General features: G+C 62.4%; 14 protein-coding genes, 1 tRNA gene and 1 pseudogene. 13 read left to right on the plus strand and 3 right to left on the minus strand.

All coding sequences use genetic code 11. The annotated features are described in order from the left end of the window. Positions 1-235: 235 nt before the first annotated feature. The 7 genes and pseudogenes from ACFFWD_RS17970 to ACFFWD_RS18000 form a co-directional block, all read left to right on the plus strand. Complete coding sequence (locus ACFFWD_RS17970) at positions 236-376, plus strand: hypothetical protein (RefSeq protein WP_376967436.1); 141 nt, start codon at positions 236-238, stop codon at positions 374-376. 221 nt (positions 377-597) lie between these two features. Continuing rightward, a complete protein-coding gene (locus tag ACFFWD_RS17975; protein WP_376967438.1) occupies positions 598-2,343 on the plus strand; it encodes a hypothetical protein in 1,746 nt (581 codons plus the stop codon). Positions 2,344-2,622: 279 nt separating this feature from the next. Further along, positions 2,623-3,351 (plus strand): class I SAM-dependent methyltransferase, encoded by a 729-nt coding sequence (locus ACFFWD_RS17980; RefSeq protein WP_376967440.1) that lies wholly within the window; start codon positions 2,623-2,625, stop codon positions 3,349-3,351. Positions 3,352-3,611: 260 nt separating this feature from the next. Then, on the plus strand, positions 3,612-4,559 hold the full coding sequence (locus tag ACFFWD_RS17985; protein ID WP_376967442.1) for an alpha/beta hydrolase: 948 nt from the start codon (positions 3,612-3,614) through the stop codon (positions 4,557-4,559). Between the two features lie 172 nt (positions 4,560-4,731). Beyond that, on the plus strand, positions 4,732-5,262 hold the full coding sequence (locus ACFFWD_RS17990) for a hypothetical protein (protein ID WP_376967444.1): 531 nt from the start codon (positions 4,732-4,734) through the stop codon (positions 5,260-5,262). A gap of 392 nt (positions 5,263-5,654) precedes the next feature. Then, entirely contained in the window at positions 5,655-5,930 is a 276-nt protein-coding gene (locus tag ACFFWD_RS17995) for a hypothetical protein (RefSeq protein WP_376967446.1), read from the plus strand. A gap of 409 nt (positions 5,931-6,339) precedes the next feature. After that, positions 6,340-6,573: pseudogene (locus ACFFWD_RS18000) on the plus strand (Rid family hydrolase); the annotation flags it as partial. Positions 6,574-6,816: 243 nt separating this feature from the next. On the opposite strand, the gene ACFFWD_RS18005 reads toward ACFFWD_RS18000, so the two are convergent. Together ACFFWD_RS18005 and ACFFWD_RS18010 are read right to left on the minus strand one after the other, a co-directional pair. Continuing rightward, a tRNA-Arg gene (locus ACFFWD_RS18005) sits at positions 6,817-6,893 on the minus strand. 136 nt (positions 6,894-7,029) lie between these two features. Then, positions 7,030-7,302 (minus strand): hypothetical protein, encoded by a 273-nt coding sequence (locus ACFFWD_RS18010; RefSeq protein WP_376967448.1) that lies wholly within the window; start codon positions 7,300-7,302, stop codon positions 7,030-7,032. 226 nt (positions 7,303-7,528) lie between these two features. On the opposite strand from ACFFWD_RS18010, the gene ACFFWD_RS18015 reads away from it, so the two are divergent. Next, positions 7,529-7,972: a hypothetical protein gene (locus ACFFWD_RS18015; protein ID WP_376967450.1), complete on the plus strand. Its 444-nt coding sequence runs from the start codon at positions 7,529-7,531 to the stop codon at positions 7,970-7,972. A 537-nt stretch (positions 7,973-8,509) separates the two neighbouring features. Further along, positions 8,510-8,740 carry a hypothetical protein gene (locus tag ACFFWD_RS18020; protein ID WP_376967452.1) on the plus strand — a complete coding sequence of 77 codons (231 nt, stop codon included), beginning with the start codon at positions 8,510-8,512 and terminating at the stop codon, positions 8,738-8,740. Here ACFFWD_RS18020 and ACFFWD_RS18025 read toward each other — a convergent pair. After that, on the minus strand, positions 8,724-10,988 hold the full coding sequence (locus ACFFWD_RS18025; protein ID WP_376967454.1) for a cation:proton antiporter domain-containing protein: 2,265 nt from the start codon (positions 10,986-10,988) through the stop codon (positions 8,724-8,726). The two genes, ACFFWD_RS18020 and ACFFWD_RS18025, sit on opposite strands and share 17 nt — an antisense overlap. Before the next feature lie 464 nt (positions 10,989-11,452). Here ACFFWD_RS18025 and ACFFWD_RS18030 point away from each other — a divergent pair, with 464 nt between their 5' ends. The 4 genes from ACFFWD_RS18030 (at position 11,453) to ACFFWD_RS18045 (ending at position 14,177) form a co-directional block, all read left to right on the plus strand. Beyond that, the gene (locus ACFFWD_RS18030) at positions 11,453-11,593 is read left to right on the plus strand and encodes a hypothetical protein (RefSeq protein ID WP_376967456.1); all 141 of its coding nucleotides are present in this window, start codon (positions 11,453-11,455) and stop codon (positions 11,591-11,593) included. 242 nt (positions 11,594-11,835) lie between these two features. Then, entirely contained in the window at positions 11,836-11,967 is a 132-nt protein-coding gene (locus tag ACFFWD_RS18035; protein WP_376967458.1) for a hypothetical protein, read from the plus strand. 368 nt (positions 11,968-12,335) lie between these two features. Beyond that, a complete protein-coding gene (locus ACFFWD_RS18040; RefSeq protein WP_376967460.1) occupies positions 12,336-12,665 on the plus strand; it encodes a hypothetical protein in 330 nt (109 codons plus the stop codon). Positions 12,666-12,995: 330 nt separating this feature from the next. After that, complete coding sequence (locus ACFFWD_RS18045; RefSeq protein WP_376967462.1) at positions 12,996-14,177, plus strand: GNAT family N-acetyltransferase; 1,182 nt, start codon at positions 12,996-12,998, stop codon at positions 14,175-14,177. Positions 14,178-14,752: the final 575 nt, after the last annotated feature.

The following is a 14,752-nucleotide window of genomic DNA, read 5'->3' on the forward strand; positions in this document are numbered from 1 at the left end:
CTAGGTCGAAACCGAGATGGTAACACCTCCGTCCGTCGCGCCTGCATAGGATCTATGATGCCGGGATCTGCCACGCGCTCCGATCGGTAAATCTGCGACACCCTGCTAACTTGCGCTACGCCTCATCTGCCATAAAGGACTGGCCGATTTTTTCTACGGGGGCGGCGGCATTCCGATGGGTACGCCGAAGGTGACCAGAGCGCTGTCCTTCAGTGTCGCGACATAGGCCGTGGTCATGCCGATCTTCGGCATCATCAGCAAGCTGGTGGTCTTCCTCGCCGGATTTGCCGCGATGCGCATCATCGGCCGGCGCCGCGTGCGCGCCATGCCCGCGGTCGAACGCGACGCGCTGCTGGCAGCGACAGGGCGGGCGTGACGGCTCGACAATCACGGCGCCGATCCGCTGACGCGGCGTCGCGCGTGCATCGTCATTCAGGCGCAACCGCGAGGATTTGGCCTTGTTGAATGCGCCGCTTTGAAGGAAGCTTGCATCGCACTAGGAGCCATCCCGCGAATCCCGGGTAACGCGTGCCCTCGGGTTGGGCGGGGCAGAAAGCGCCTGTCGTGCGGCCACGGTGCCGCGGGGGGAGGGGCGATATGGGCGATAGGTCGGAGCAGGACGGCGGCTGCACGGGCGACGACAGCGAGCCGGCTTGTCACTGCCAGGGAAGTCGGCTCCTCGTCCTCCTCGGACCGCTCCGAAAACGGACCGAGCGGGACAAGCTGGTCAAGGACGACGCGACCGGCGCGTTTCGCGTCGACGATTCGACCATGTATCTCGCGCAGCACTGGGCGCTGGAATTCTACGCCGCGCAGCGGGCCAAGGGCGCGCACATCCACATGTTGGGCTATGACGCGCCATCGGGCGATCCCAATGATGTTCGTCGGCCGATGGTGCCGCAAAAAGCAGCTGGAGCGGCGGAGACGGTCCTTTTGAACGGCAACGCGACCCAGCTTGCGGCCACGGAGTGGTCGTGGTCCGTCCAGGACGTGGACTTCCTCGACACCACGCTCCCGAGCTGCTGCTGCTTTTTCACTGAAGTGATGATCGTTTTTCACGGTCATCAGGCCGGCGCCTACCGGTTCATCGAGACATCGCTGCGGCAACTACTCGCCGGACGACCCGTCGAGAAACTTGTGCTGTGGACATGCACAAGCTCAGACCGCTTCAGCCCGGCACAGACCAACAACGCCTATCAGCACCTCGGCTGGCTTGTGCGACCCAAGGAATGCGGCTGCGGCTGCTTGGTCGATCGTTGCCATGCGTTCGATCCCGATTGCAAGCCGCGGCATTGTCCCGACGGCAAGACGCCGACGACAATCCTGACGTCGGGCGAGACGAATGGGAAAGCCGTCAGGCTCGGGCTCGATCCCAGGAATCCGAACCCGCTTTCGTCGCCGGATGGGCGCCTCCGCCAGATCACCGTGCAACCCGACGGAACGACAGCGGCGGGCGAGCAGATCACGGCGCAGATGGGACAGGCTGGTGCGACCTTTTTCGATGCGCTCACATGCGGCATCGATCCGACGCTCCTGCCGGGCGGCGTCGTGGGGCAACCCGATCCGGCTGCGGTCAAGAAATATGCCGACAAGAACCTCGTCCCGTCGGCGGTCAAGAAGATCCCGGGCAAGGAACAGAACTACGTCGGCGGCAAGACGAAGGCCAATACTCACATCCTCATCAACAAGGCTGCGATCAAGGAAGCGCTGGCGGCGATCAAGGCGGCGAATGACGACGATCGGCCGGCGATGGAAGGACAACTCTTTCGCGAGCTGCTTGAGGTGCTGCTGCACGAGGCGAGCCATCGCAAGGCAATCATCGACGGTACCCATCTCAACGGTGCGCAGGAGGAAGATCGCAACACGACCGCGCTTATCGAGCGTCTGATCGACCTGCTCAAGAAGCTGAAGACCAATCTCCCAACCGCACCCGAATCCGGAAAGCTCGCGCTGGGCGACGGAGAGGGCCTGAAGAACGAGGACATCGCCAAATGGATCGAACGGCTGAGGGACGTCGTAAAGGGCGAAAAAGGTTATCGCTACAGGAAGGTCGGTGGTGCGCTCCCGCCCTGGTCGGGCAAGCAGCGCCATATCAGGCGCAAGTTGGACGAGTTCAAGCGCAAGCTTGCCGAGATCAAGAACGACGGCTCAAAGAACGCGGACCAGAAGCGGGCGGCGGCCCAGGCGGCGCTGGATGCGTTCAATTCCGATGTCAGCGCTGACAAGACGGCGCTGCAGCAGGAGTTCGATGTCACGCTCGACTTCGGTTTCGACCAGACGACGTTCGAACCCACCGCGAACGTTGCGCCGACGGACACCTACAAGGGAGCAGCGATCCCCTGATCGCCTGGAGATCGATTGTGCCCGCCTGCGTCTTTGTCGCAAGCGACATGCGGGTTGGGCTGATCGTGCCCGCGGTCTGAGTTGGGGACGGGCGCGATGGCAGCGTCGTTGGTGGGACGCGACTCCGAGATGCGCCACCGGATCGGCTGCGCTGCATGCTTGTCGGACGGAAGATCATTGCTGCGGATGACGGCGTCATTCGAATGCACGATGACACCGTACCGCGCGTTGCTAGCATTACGGTGAGCTTCGGGACGCTTCATCATGGTTAACGGCGACATGGTCAGCGAAGGCTATCGCGGCCGCCATCAGGCGGCCGATAGCGTCGCCGACTACGCCAGAACCCTTGAGATGGGCCACTGCGCGGCGCTGTGGCGCCACGTCGAACAACCCCTGCTCGAAAACGTCCTGCGTCCTCTCGGAGGGCCCAAGCGGACGGTGCTCGATTTTGCCTGCGGAACCGGGCGCATTACCCGGGTTGCGGCCATGTTTTTCGGCTCAGTCGTCGGCGTCGATGTGTCGAAAGCAATGCTCGTGGCTGCTCCGGTGCCCGACGACGTCACGCTCATTTGCATCGACATCACGAAAGCCCCGCTCGGACAGGCATTCGACGTCGTCACGGCGTTTCGCTTCTTCCTGAACGCCGAAGACACGCTTCGGCGTGACGCATTGCGGGCGATCTATCGGCATCTCCGTGAACGTGGCACGCTGGTGTGCAATATCCACCTCAATGCAACGTCGCCCATGGGGTTGGCGAGCCGTGTCATGAGCTGGCTCAATCCAGCGAGACGTCGAAAGACCCTGACCTTCAATCAGTTCTCGAAGATACTGACGGAGGAGGGGTTTGAGATCGTGGCGACCACGCCCTACGGCTTTCTTCCGCGACCCGGGCGGTTTCTTCCCCGTCTCTGCGAGGCGCTGCTCGTGCCATTCGAAAATGGCTGCCGGAAGCTGAACGTCCCGGGACGGTTCGCGGAGAATTTCCTCGTCGTGTCGCGAAAGCGGTGAACCGGGTTGGTCTCTATTGGAGGCCCTTCGCCTTGACCGACCTCGCGCCACGGCGATGTCAGGCAAGGCCTTGCTGGCAAGCGTCGCGAGCCAGGCCGCGCCTGCCCGCCCTTTTCTCGCCGCCATTGTCAGTCACCGAGCGAGCAGGGGTGGGGGCCTGTGGCGGGGAATGTTCCCGTAGGGTTCCGCGTGATCGTCCGACATAGTCTGCAACAAGAGTCTATTGTATCCCGCCGCGCGCTGTTGGGCGGGTTAGCGTCTTGGGAAGCGTGCTCGCACTGGGCGGCTGCACCGGCTTGGGCGCAACGGGCGCGCGCTTCGACGCATCGTCGCTCTCGACTGACCCCACATTGCTCGTCGCGACCACACGCAAGCGGGTGGGTGGCGGACGCGCAAAACCCTGGTTCGGGCCGGAGCGGGCTTCTGCGATGACCGTCGCACGGGCGAAGCTTGTGCCGCCGGACGACGGCCGTCTTTCTCTGGCCTCGGTCGGACTTGGCGATTGGCGCATCGACGCGGTCGAGCCGGTGTCCGGCGAGGTGACCGACCTTCTTGCGCAGGGCGGCGCAGGAGACGTCCTGATCTACGTCCACGGCTTCAAGCAGACTTTCGAGACTGCGGCGCTTGATGCCGCTCATCTCTCCGATGCCATCCGCTTCCGCGGCCGCACCATGCTGTTCTCCTGGCCGTCGAAGGCGGGCCTGTTCGACTACGCCTATGATCGCGAAAGCGCGATGTGGTCTCGCGACGATTTTGAACGCGTGCTCAATTCGATCGTGGCGACCCCGGGCGCCGGCCGCGTCCACATCGTCGCACACAGCATGGGAACCATGCTGACGCTGGAAAGCCTGCGTCAGCTCCATGCGCGCTATGGTGACACCGTCATCGACAAGATCGGCGCCGTGGTGTTCGCCGCTCCCGACATCGACATGGACGTGTTCTCGGCGGCGATTACCCGCATTGGTCCGCTCGCCCGCAAGATCACCGTGATCGCCGCGACCAACGATCGCGCGCTGGCGCTGTCGGGGCGGCTCGCCGGGGGGATGACACGGGTCGGCGCTGCCGAGAAGGCCGCCATCGAGCGGCTCGGCGTGCGCGTGATCGATGCTTCCGATGCCGGCTGGGGCATCATCAACCATGATCTGTTCCTGTCGAATGCGGAAGTGCAGCGAGTGATACGCCGCGCGATTGATACCGCCGCCGCATGAACTCGGCGTGGAGGCAACGATTGCGCAGGAGCGAGGCTTGCTGCCCGCAATGTCGCGTGTGGCGCTTCGTTTCGGATGCTTCCATGCCTGACACTTGTTCCCGGTTCCTTGGTTTCCCAGCCGGTTTCCGGGAACGCATCATCGGCAGCCGGTTTGATATGGCAGAGGTGTCATGACCCGCGTATGGAACACACCTGTTTTCGCGATCGCGCTCGTCTACTTCATCGTCGACGGCGTCTTTTCCTATGTTACGCGACCGATCACGGTATGGCTTGCAAGACTGAGGCTGCTTGAGCGCGTGCGGCTCTGGATCACTTCATTGCCGCCGTATCCTTCGCTCGCGTTATTTGCGGTGCCGGTGATCATCCTCGAGCCGGCAAAACCTCTGAGCGGCTATTTGATCGCGACCGGACACTTCTTCGCGGGAGCGATCATTTTTATTGCAGCGGAAGTCTTGAAGCTCACCGTCGTGGAACGGCTATTTCAGTTGAACAAGGATAAGTTGTTGTCGGTCCCGGCCTTTGCGTGGGGATACCGGTATTGGCGAGCAATGATGGAGATCGTCGAATCTCTGGAAGTTTGGAAGGCGGCAAGAAGGGTGGCTGTTCGAGCCGGAAACGTGTGGCGTGCCGTTTTTCACCGACCCAGAGACGTGCGGAGCGAATCACGCGCGCATGGCAGGCGGATTTTCCGTTCGAATTAGCGGACCGATATCAAGAACGCGCTTCGTAGGCCGCCAATTAGGCTGCTCAGCGGTTTGGTACGTAGTAGATGCTGGCGCGCCACGGTCGATGAAGATGGGCACTACGCGTTCGCCGTGCCGGTATGACGCGGCACCTTGCACGCGCTCCAACCAGTTAATCTGCGACGGCCTGCGATTTTGCACTGCGCCTTCTTGGGTGCTGGCCTCCCGCGGCGCTTGCAGCCTGACGAAGTGGACTATCCTGCGTTGCCTGGGAGGCACGCGCGGCAGCGGGGCTTACCATTTTTGATTTCTCCTTTCCTTTTTTTGCGTCGTTGGGTAGCCTTGCGGTACCAGAGGGGCGCGGAAGCCCGCTGGGAGGCAGGAACACTCAAACATGGAGGGTTCTGCTTATGGCCAAGCAAGAGAACTCGATTGAGTCGGCCCATCGCGTCAAACTCCTGGAAATCGATTGGGAGGACCTCAGCGAAGCCGGCGCATATGTTGAACGTGGCACAGGCGATCTGTACCGCTTCCCGATGGAGTCGTTGATCCAGGGAGGATCTCCGGTCGTCACCAAGGAAAGCCATGGTTCATCCAGGCTCTGCCAGATCAGCAAAGATCCCTATGTGACGAGCATGAAGGCCCGGCTCATTTGCGCCCAGCACAATATCGAGCCTAACTTCTAGTATTCTCGCCTCATGTTGTGCCTGGGACGGCGCGGCCAGTTACCCAGGACGAGATGGCGGACGCGCTCGTGCGGAGGGCGCACATTATCTGCATCGAGCGTAGGCCGAATAGCTCTGGAAGACGAAGCCGCTCGCACTCATGGTGCGGGCGGCATTTAACTATATGCGGTCGCATCTGCTTCAACCGGCAGAAAAAAGCTTGGCGTCGTCTTTGCTGGTCAGAACGTCGGAATCAAACAGGTAGGATACAAACCCGGAGAGGCAGATTTCAGGTCGCAATCGACTGATCCGCGATGGCTTGCGATCTGCGGCACTATCAGGTGGACTTGCATCGTCACTTGCGGCTTCGTCGGAAAGGGGCAGCGATGACAGTTCGGCGTTGCAGCCCGGAACCGATAGGAGCGCGTCATTGGCGAGGCAATTCTCATCGCAGTATGCGTTTGAAGATGCCTATGGCTACTCCCGTGCCGTCCGCGTCGGAAACCAAGTCTTTGTCTCCGGCACAACAGCACGTCCGCCGCACCTCGACGGCGATGCCTACCTGCAAGCCAGGGCCGCACTGGCATTGATCGCCGACGTATTGGCCGAGGCTGGCGCCGGTATGCGGCATGTCGTCCGTTCCGTGGTGTACGTGATCGACATGGCGGACACGGAACGCGTCGCGCGCGTCCACTCTGAAGCCTTTGATGCTGTGCGCCCAGCCGCTCGTCCAAGTCAGCGCCCTCACTCCGGCTCCGGCCCGGGTCGAGATCGAAGTAGCGGCGATCATCGCGGACTGACGGACTCAAGCCTCTCGGGAGTGACGATCCGTTACGGAATGCTGCCAGTCCCGTGCGGGGGCGGGCGACCGATCGGCGGCATTTGGCGGCGACAGTACGCTACCAAGTGGCGCGCTCGGAGAGATTCGAACTCCCGACCCTCGGAATCGAAATCCGATGCTCTATCCAGCTGAGCTACGAGCGCGTTGGTGGCCGGTCGATTAGCAGACCTCGGCCGGAACAGCCAGCGACGGCTGATGGCATTTTCGCGCGAACCTCGTCCCGGACGTGATCCGGGATCGAGACGGCTCGCGCCAATCAGAATACGCGGCGATCACGCCTCAGAAGCAGGGATGCCGGCGGTGGTCCTGGCCGAGATAGGCGGCCGAGCCCTGGTAGCATTTGTTGGTCGAGGGGCCGTCGTAGAAGGCGAAGCTGCCGGGGGCCAGGCCGGGGCCGTAATTGTGCAGGTAGCTGATGTGGTAGGGCAGGCCCCAATAGGCGTGGTGATGATGCCGGTGGTGGCGCGGAGTGGCGGTCATATCGGCCGCAACCGCAGGGGCGGCGGCCATGACGGCTAGGGTTAACGCGGCGAGGAGCTTCACTTTGGTCATCGGTGGCCTCCGGACATCACGCTGGAATCGGCATTTTTGCCTGATCCAGCATCCATTTAGCGCGGATTTTGGCGAAAAGCTGCGGGAAATCGGCCACAGCGTGCCAATTTTTGGCCTTTTGGGGATGCTTAACGAATTCCCAACACAGTCCGGCCAGAGTCTTGCGGTCAGGTCCGTCCCGGGCCGCCCCTCTCCCTGACCAGGCTCGTTGGCTACAGAACGTTTCATGCGCATCACGCCCCTTGCCCTGCTGCTCCTTGTCCTGGCTGCCGCACCTGCGCGGGCGGACCTGCACATCACGCGCGACCATGGCGGCTATGTCGAGGAGTACAAGACCAAGTACAAGCGCATCAAGGATCGCGGCGAGCGCGTCATCATCGACGGCATCTGCAACTCGGCCTGCACGCTGGTGTTCGGCATCGTGCCGATGAACAAGATCTGCGTGACGCCGAAGGCGAGCATCGGCTTCCACCAGGCCTATTACGACAAGGCCTTCACCTTCGGCATCAAGGTCACGAGCCTCGAGGGCACCTCCGACCTGATGTCCTACTACCCCGACACGGTGAAGGACTGGATCCGCCGCAACGGCGGGCTCACCACCGAGATGAAGAAGATCAAGAACGGGATGGACCTCTGGAAGATCGTCGATCCCTGCCCGGACGAGTGGTAGCGGCACCACGTTTGCCCGACCGCCCTGCGCGACTGTCCGAGGGCGGATCACCTTCGCGAACGCAATCTAGACCAGCTTGTCATCGGCGTGTCAGGGGCGCAAATCCGCAGGCTGCGGAGTAGCTTCCAACCTCCCCTTGAAAAGGGGAGGTCGCTTTGCTCGCCAGAGCAAAGCGGGTGGGGATCTTCTCTCCATTCAGGCCGGTGCGCGTGGCTGACCTCCATCCCGACCTTCCCCTTCAGGGGGAAGGAGAACGTCCCGCGAAATGAGAGGTATTTCACATTCGCCCCGAAGGTTGTGATGGTATGTGGTGGTCGCGGAGGTTGTGACAAAACAGCTTTGTCATGCATGCTTCGGCCGGTGCCCGGAGATCTCACTGCGGTGGGGATTGGTCCGGCGGAGACGGGTCTCGATCGGGAGCACTGGACGGCCTTCGGTTCGATCCTACAAACGGTGGCATGGCATCGAACCCATGACCGCCGAATTGCAGACCATCTACCGCAGTGAAGCTGTTCCAACGGCCATAAGGATATCACGATGCTGACCGCCGCAGAATGCCGAGCGCTCGCAGCGAAATACAAGAGCATGGCTCAGCGCCCGGATGCGTCTGAGGACCGCGCCGCCATAACGCGCAACATCGCGCGAACCTTTACCGGCCTCGCGAGCCAGCTCGACCGGCTGGCGGCTAACATCCGGGATGAAGCGAGAAGCGGGCGGGTATCGGCTCAATCACGCGCGCGCCCCGGCGACTTCAGGTCTTCGACCTGAGTTCGCCACCTGACACAAGCAGCACCGAGGCTTTCGATCGGCTCAGCACCGTCGCCGCGACGCTGCCGAAGATCAGTGTGCTGCCCTGGATGCGATCGACGCCGAGCACGACGAGATCGGCGCGGCTTGCCGCAATCTCCTGCAGGATCGAGACATCAGGCGCCGTGCTGGCGCGCAGTGCCGTCCTGACGTCGACGTCGTAGCGGGCGGCTGCCGTCGCGACGTCCTTCAGGATCGCTTCCTCCTTCGCGAGCGACATGCTGGGACTGGTGCGCCGCGTGCCCCTGTCGCGCGTGGTGGAGACGTAGACCGCGTGCAGCGGCTCGGGACTGAGGCGCGCCAGCGCGATGGCGATCTCCGCGCCGCGCCGCGAGACGGTGCTGCCCGACACCGGAACCATGATCTTCCGGGCGTTGCTGGCCGGCTGCTTCAGGTGAATGCCTTTGGCGACCGCAATCGCAAGCGGGCCGGTGAAACCCGAGGTCAGGGCGTCGACCTTCCTGTCGAAGCCGCCGTCGCTGTCGGTCACCTCGTCGATGCCGACGATGAGGAGATCAAATCCCTTCTTCGCCTCCTCGGCGATCGCCTCCGCGGTCGTCTCGTCCCGCGACCGGGTCGTGACCTCGACGTTGCCGCCGCCGTCCGCCTGGGCCTCCGCAACTGCCTGTGCCGCGTTGAGTACGGCGGCTTCGTGGCTCTCATCTTCGGCGCGCTTGCTCTCCTGCTGTTTGGCGCGCGCGCCGACATGGAGCACGGTGATAGGGAGGCCGCGGCTGCCGGCGAGAAGGCCGGCAATGTGGGATGCGAATCTCGCATTGGTGCTCTCATCGACCGCCAGCAGCAGCCGCTCGAGGTTGGCCACAAATCCCTTTTGCTCGTACTCCTCGCGCTCGAGCCGCTCCTTCTCCTCCTTGCCGAGCGGCAGCCGCGCCAGCGCCGATCGCAGCATCGGCGGCATCGCCATCGTGGTCAGGATCGCCATGGTGACGATCATCGAGAACATGTTCTGGCTGAGCACGCCCATCGAAAGCCCGATGGTTGCGATAATCACCTCGGTCGAGCCGCGCGCGTTCATGCCGCTTGCCAGGGCGTAGGATTCTTGCCGCGTCAGCCCAGCCAGCGCGCCGCCGGCAAACGCTCCGCCGAACTTTCCGATGCTGGCAATGAGCACGAGTGTCGCCGTCAGCATCAGGAGGTTCGGGTCCTTCAGCACGGTCAGGTCCGCGCTGAGGCCGGCCAGGCCAAAGAACACCGGCATGAACAGACTGGAGATCAAGCCGCGCAGCCGCTCGTTGATCTGCCGGGTGAGGATCGGGGATTGTCCCACCAGGACGCCGGCGATGAAGGCGCCGAGCACGCTATGGACGCCGATCAGACGCGTGATCATGGCCATGGCGCACATCAAGAGCAGGATCACGGTAATGACCGCGGCTGAACTGAGCAGGTAATCGTTGGCCCAACGGATGAGGCGGAACACCAGCCGCCGGCCGATCGTGAGGCTGACGGCGAGGAAGGCAAACGTGCCGAGCAGCGTCTGCGCCACTGAGGGCAGGTCGAGGTTGCCGCGCGCGGCCAGGCTGAAGATCATCGCGATGATGATCCATCCGATCGTGTCATCGGTGATCGCTGAGGCGACGATGATCTGGCCGACATTGCGGCGCATGAAGTTCATCTCGCGAACCACGACGGCGACGATCTTCACGGACGAGATCGACAGCGCGGTGCCGAGGAAGAGTGCTGCGATCAGCCGCGCTTCGGGATGCGAAATGAGGCTCTGCGGCAAGAATTCACCAAGCGCGAACCCGCACACGAACGGAACGACGATGCCCGTGATCGAGACCGCGATCGCAGCGCGGCCGACCTTGCGGACCAGCGCGAGATCGGTCTCCATCCCGGTCAGCAGCAGCAAGAGAAGGATGCCGAATTGCGCAACGCCCTCAAGCAACGCCTTCTGCTCGCCCGACGAGGGAAAGATCGCACTCTGCGCCGATGGCCACAGCCAGCCGAACAGCGAGGGGCCGAGCAGGAGCCCGCCGAGCAGCTCGCCGATGACCGAGGGTTGGCCGATGCGCTGCATCACTTCGCCAAGCCCGCGGCCGACTGCGATGAGCAGTGTGATCTGGACCAGGAACACAAATTCAGAGGGACGGCCCGCGTTCTCGCCTGCGGCGCTCGCCACAATGATGGTCGCGAGCAGGAACACAGCAGTCCAGACGATCGATCGAAGCCGCCCCCAGCGGATCTCCATCGCGTCACCGTTTCCCGTTGTCGCGGCGAACAGTTCAGCCGGCGCGTCGCCCTTGATATCTCCCTAGTCAACGCGCGGGTTCCGAAAGCGATCCACCGGCTGTCGGCAGGTTCCCTGTCCCTGGCTTGGAACGGTCTCCACACCAATCGGTTTCAGTGTCGTGACGTGGAGTTTGGACTTGGAATTTGACACTCATTCATTGAGCCGGAGCGGAGTGAGCCGCGTCCGCGCTCACATACACGAGGATGCCGCCCAATGTTGGCGAGGACTCATCTTTCCAAGGCTCAGCTTGCAAGAAGCATAGCCGGCGCTCTATCCGCGCTGCTGCTTTGTTGGCTCGTCGTGTTTGTCGCCGCACATCATCTGAGCGGGCTGTAGGGAGCTGACCGCGGGAACACCATGATCCAGCGCCGGTTGCGCGAGACGAAGCGAGGATCGCGCAGGCCGCCGCGTCGATCCGTCGAATGTCCGATCAGCTCAAGGCGGAACTGGACGATGCCAACCGGCCGGCTTTGCCGCAGTGGCTTCGTGGCGTGACACGCGAGACACCGCTTCGCGCACCCGCCGTCGCCTTCGTGCTCGGCGCGATCGTCGTGCGCCGTTAGGGGCGGGCATTCCGGACGAGTGCGTAAGCCAACGCCCGAAGAGAACGCCGAACCGTCGAATCGCGTGCCCTGCACGACCGGAACATTCGATTCGTCGAGCACAGCGACTCTCAATCCACGAGAATTCCTGGGTACCCATGAATCGTCCGCGACACGCGAGCCTTGTGGCGATGAAGTGACCAAGTCCGCGACTCCAGCATGAATCGTCCGCTGAGGCTTAGGCCCTGTTGTTCGGGTGCCCCATGAAAGCTCTCTTGATCGCTGTTGCCGTCCTCCTCGCGCTCTACCTGGCCGACCAGCACTTCGCGCATGGCAAGTACTCCTATGCGGTCGGCCGGATCGTGACGCAGATGCGTCACTCGTTCGGGGTCTGAATTGCTGCGTACCATCCAGACAATCGGCAGACCGGCGATCGTGGTCGCTTCGACCTCATTATGGAGGCTCGACGGACTGGAGGCAGGTCGACTACGGCGTGGACGCATTAGCGAGCAGTCGGCGTTATTGGGTCAAAGCGGACATCAGCCGGCCGACGATCCGCGCTGAATCGGTCGAAAATGACCCTTCTCGGACCTCCCACGATGTCTGCTTTTGCGCCGCGTTGGTCACCGAGCGCGGAAAAGTACTTGCGCCCACAATCAGGTTGCGGAAGGGTTCGGGTCCGACGGCGGGCGCGGTTTGGGCGGGAAGCGTGACGATCGCCTGGCATCTCCGAACCCATCCGCCATTCTTGGTCGAGGGACCAATGAACCCGGCGAGACGCCTGCTGCAGCTTTGGATCGTTCTTTCTTTCCTTTGGTGCTGTGTTGCTGGCCCAATATCCATTCTTATTTGGAAGAGAGATGCCGATGCGCGCGCCTACGCGCGCGCATCGGCTGCGATTTGGGCCAAGTACGAGAGTGACTGTTCGAAGGCTAAGAAGAAGGGGCCCTTGTGCGATTTTCCTCCCGTCGCCCCGCGGGCTTCTGCAATTCCGAAAGCCGTCTATCCGGTGATGCTTTTAGGGCCTCCTGTGCTATTCTTTTTGTTCGGCTGGATGCGGCTTTTGGTGGCGAGGGGAAAAGCCTCGCAGTGACGGCTTTCCATTAACAGGTCAGTGAAGCTGTCCCATAAGCCGAATAGGTAGCTCCAATTCTCCGCTGATGTCTCTTGCGACAAATTGAGTGACCGCGCTGAATAAGCACGTTTCAGTGCGCAGCGTTCTGATGAGATGCATCACGTGAGGAACTGGGGCACCCGGGGTGCATCCGTGCACCACAACTACAAGGTATTCATCCTCGACAATGAGGGCCACATCATCAACCGCGCGCACCTTTCGTCACTAAATGACGACGCTGCAAAGGAACGCGCCAAGCACCTCGCCAGCTACGGGCAGGCCGTTGAGCTATGGGACGGCCCGCGCAGGATCGCGATCGAAAACCAGACGACGCAAGCAATTGTGTGGTCGCGACGACGGCGCGTCGCTTCCGTCGATATCGTCCACGATCTCGCTGCCGCCGAGACGGTTTGGCGCAGTCTTGAGAGACCAAACCATTCCGCCACGCCCTACCAACGGTTCGATTTTCTCGCCGCCTGGCAGCGCCAGGTCGGCCACCGCGCAGGGCTGTCGCCGTTCCTCGTGATCGCCCGTGACGACGTCGGTCGGCCGCTGGGCTTGCTGCCGCTTGCCTCTAAAACAGTCCTCGGCGTGCGCTGCGCGAGCTTCATGGGCGGCAACCATTCAACCTTCAACATGGGCCTGTGGGAGCGCGAATTCGCGGCGACCGCTACTGAACTTGATCTCGACGCGCTGATGGCGTTGCTCGCCGCGCGCGACGAAGCCGACGTGCTGGTGCTGCGCTGGCAGCCGACTAACTGGGGCGATCTGCAAAACCCGCTGAGGCTGCTGCCTCATGAGCCCTCGACCGTCCACTGCCCGGTGCGCACGATCGAGCCCGGCGCCACACCGGAGAGCCTGATCAGCAAATCCCTCCGCCGCCGGCTGCAGCGCAAGGAGCGCAAGTTGCAGCCGCTTGCCGGCTACCGCTATCACATCGCGTCTGATGACGCCGACATCACCCGTCTGCTCGACTGGTTCTTCCAAGTCAAGCCGCAACGAATGGCCCAGCAGAAGCTGCCATACGTGTTCGCCGAACCGGGCGTGCAGGAATTCATCCGCGCTGCCTGCATAACTCGGCTGGCCAACGGCGGCCGCGCGATCGAAATCCATGCGCTCGAATGCGACAAGGAAGTGATCGCGATCTTCGCCGGTGTCTCCGACGGCCACCGCTTCTCCATGATGTTCACCACCTACACCATGTCGCAGAATGCGAAATTCAGCCCCGGCCTGATCCTCATGCGCGATATCATCGATCATTTTACGGATCAGAACTATCGCGCCTTCGACTTCGGCGTCGGCTCGCATGACTACAAGCGGCTCTTCTGCAAGGACTGGGAGCCGATCTTTGACAGTTTGATCCCGCTCAGCGTGCGCGGCCGCTTCGCCATCGGCGCAATGTCCGCCGTCAACGAGGCCAAACGTTTGGTGAAAAGCAATCCGGCGCTGCTCGACCTCGCTCAGAACCTGCGCAGCAGGTTCCGGCTTTAAAAAACATTCCAAACAACTTCTCTGGTTTTCTTACTTCAACGCTGCTGCAGTCGGTTCGGGCTTTAGCGAGGTCCGCGGCTGGCCCCGAACCGAAGAAGCTCGAAAGGCCCGCGATGTCCGCGGTCAAGCGTGGACCGGACTTGTCAGGCGCGCATCCCGACCGCCGGCCTTGACCCGTAGGCGACACACGCCGCGGGGACGGCCGGGCAGTGCGCTACGCAGCAAGGCCATTGCGGTGACCTTAGACCTGGCGAGTTTAGCCACTCGTTGGTATGGGAAGCTGTTTCGACTTGGCGAGCTTTCCTTAATGTGGTGTCGCGTACCGCACCGGGAGGCAGCAATTTAGCTTCCTCACCTAAATAAGGCCGCCTCATCTGGCGGCCTCTTTCGTACTCGGTCAGCCTGCTATGTCGCCTGTTGGCCCTTCGCGACATATTGCACCTCCACAGGACCTCGGTCGCGAACGGGGCATAGCGGACATGGCCGGGCTCGTTGCTGGCTCGACCCGGACGCGATTGACCCAGATGTATGGTCCGGCCGTGCGGTGCAAGAGGTTTTCGTCGATCCGGCAGATA

The organism is Bradyrhizobium erythrophlei (genome assembly GCF_042430365.1).
In the GTDB taxonomy this organism is placed as follows: domain Bacteria; phylum Pseudomonadota; class Alphaproteobacteria; order Rhizobiales; family Xanthobacteraceae; genus Bradyrhizobium; species Bradyrhizobium erythrophlei.

Excerpts from the sequence above, each read along its gene's own strand:
- ACFFWD_RS17975 (WP_376967438.1), top strand. The coding sequence starts at position 598 with ATGGGCGATAGGTCGGAGCAGGACGGCGGCTGCACGGGCGACGACAGC.
- ACFFWD_RS17970 (WP_376967436.1), top strand. The coding sequence starts at position 236 with ATGCCGATCTTCGGCATCATCAGCAAGCTGGTGGTCTTCCTCGCCGGA.
- ACFFWD_RS18015 (WP_376967450.1), top strand. The coding sequence starts at position 7,529 with ATGCGCATCACGCCCCTTGCCCTGCTGCTCCTTGTCCTGGCTGCCGCA.
- ACFFWD_RS17990 (WP_376967444.1), top strand. The coding sequence starts at position 4,732 with ATGACCCGCGTATGGAACACACCTGTTTTCGCGATCGCGCTCGTCTAC.
- ACFFWD_RS18040 (WP_376967460.1), top strand. The coding sequence starts at position 12,336 with ATGAACCCGGCGAGACGCCTGCTGCAGCTTTGGATCGTTCTTTCTTTC.
- ACFFWD_RS18025 (WP_376967454.1), bottom strand. The coding sequence starts at position 10,988 with ATGGAGATCCGCTGGGGGCGGCTTCGATCGATCGTCTGGACTGCTGTG.
- ACFFWD_RS18010 (WP_376967448.1), bottom strand. The coding sequence starts at position 7,302 with ATGACCAAAGTGAAGCTCCTCGCCGCGTTAACCCTAGCCGTCATGGCC.
- ACFFWD_RS17980 (WP_376967440.1), top strand. The coding sequence starts at position 2,623 with ATGGTCAGCGAAGGCTATCGCGGCCGCCATCAGGCGGCCGATAGCGTC.
- ACFFWD_RS18035 (WP_376967458.1), top strand. The coding sequence starts at position 11,836 with ATGAAAGCTCTCTTGATCGCTGTTGCCGTCCTCCTCGCGCTCTACCTG.
- ACFFWD_RS18020 (WP_376967452.1), top strand. The coding sequence starts at position 8,510 with ATGCTGACCGCCGCAGAATGCCGAGCGCTCGCAGCGAAATACAAGAGC.
- ACFFWD_RS17995 (WP_376967446.1), top strand. The coding sequence starts at position 5,655 with ATGGCCAAGCAAGAGAACTCGATTGAGTCGGCCCATCGCGTCAAACTC.
- ACFFWD_RS18030 (WP_376967456.1), top strand. The coding sequence starts at position 11,453 with ATGTCCGATCAGCTCAAGGCGGAACTGGACGATGCCAACCGGCCGGCT.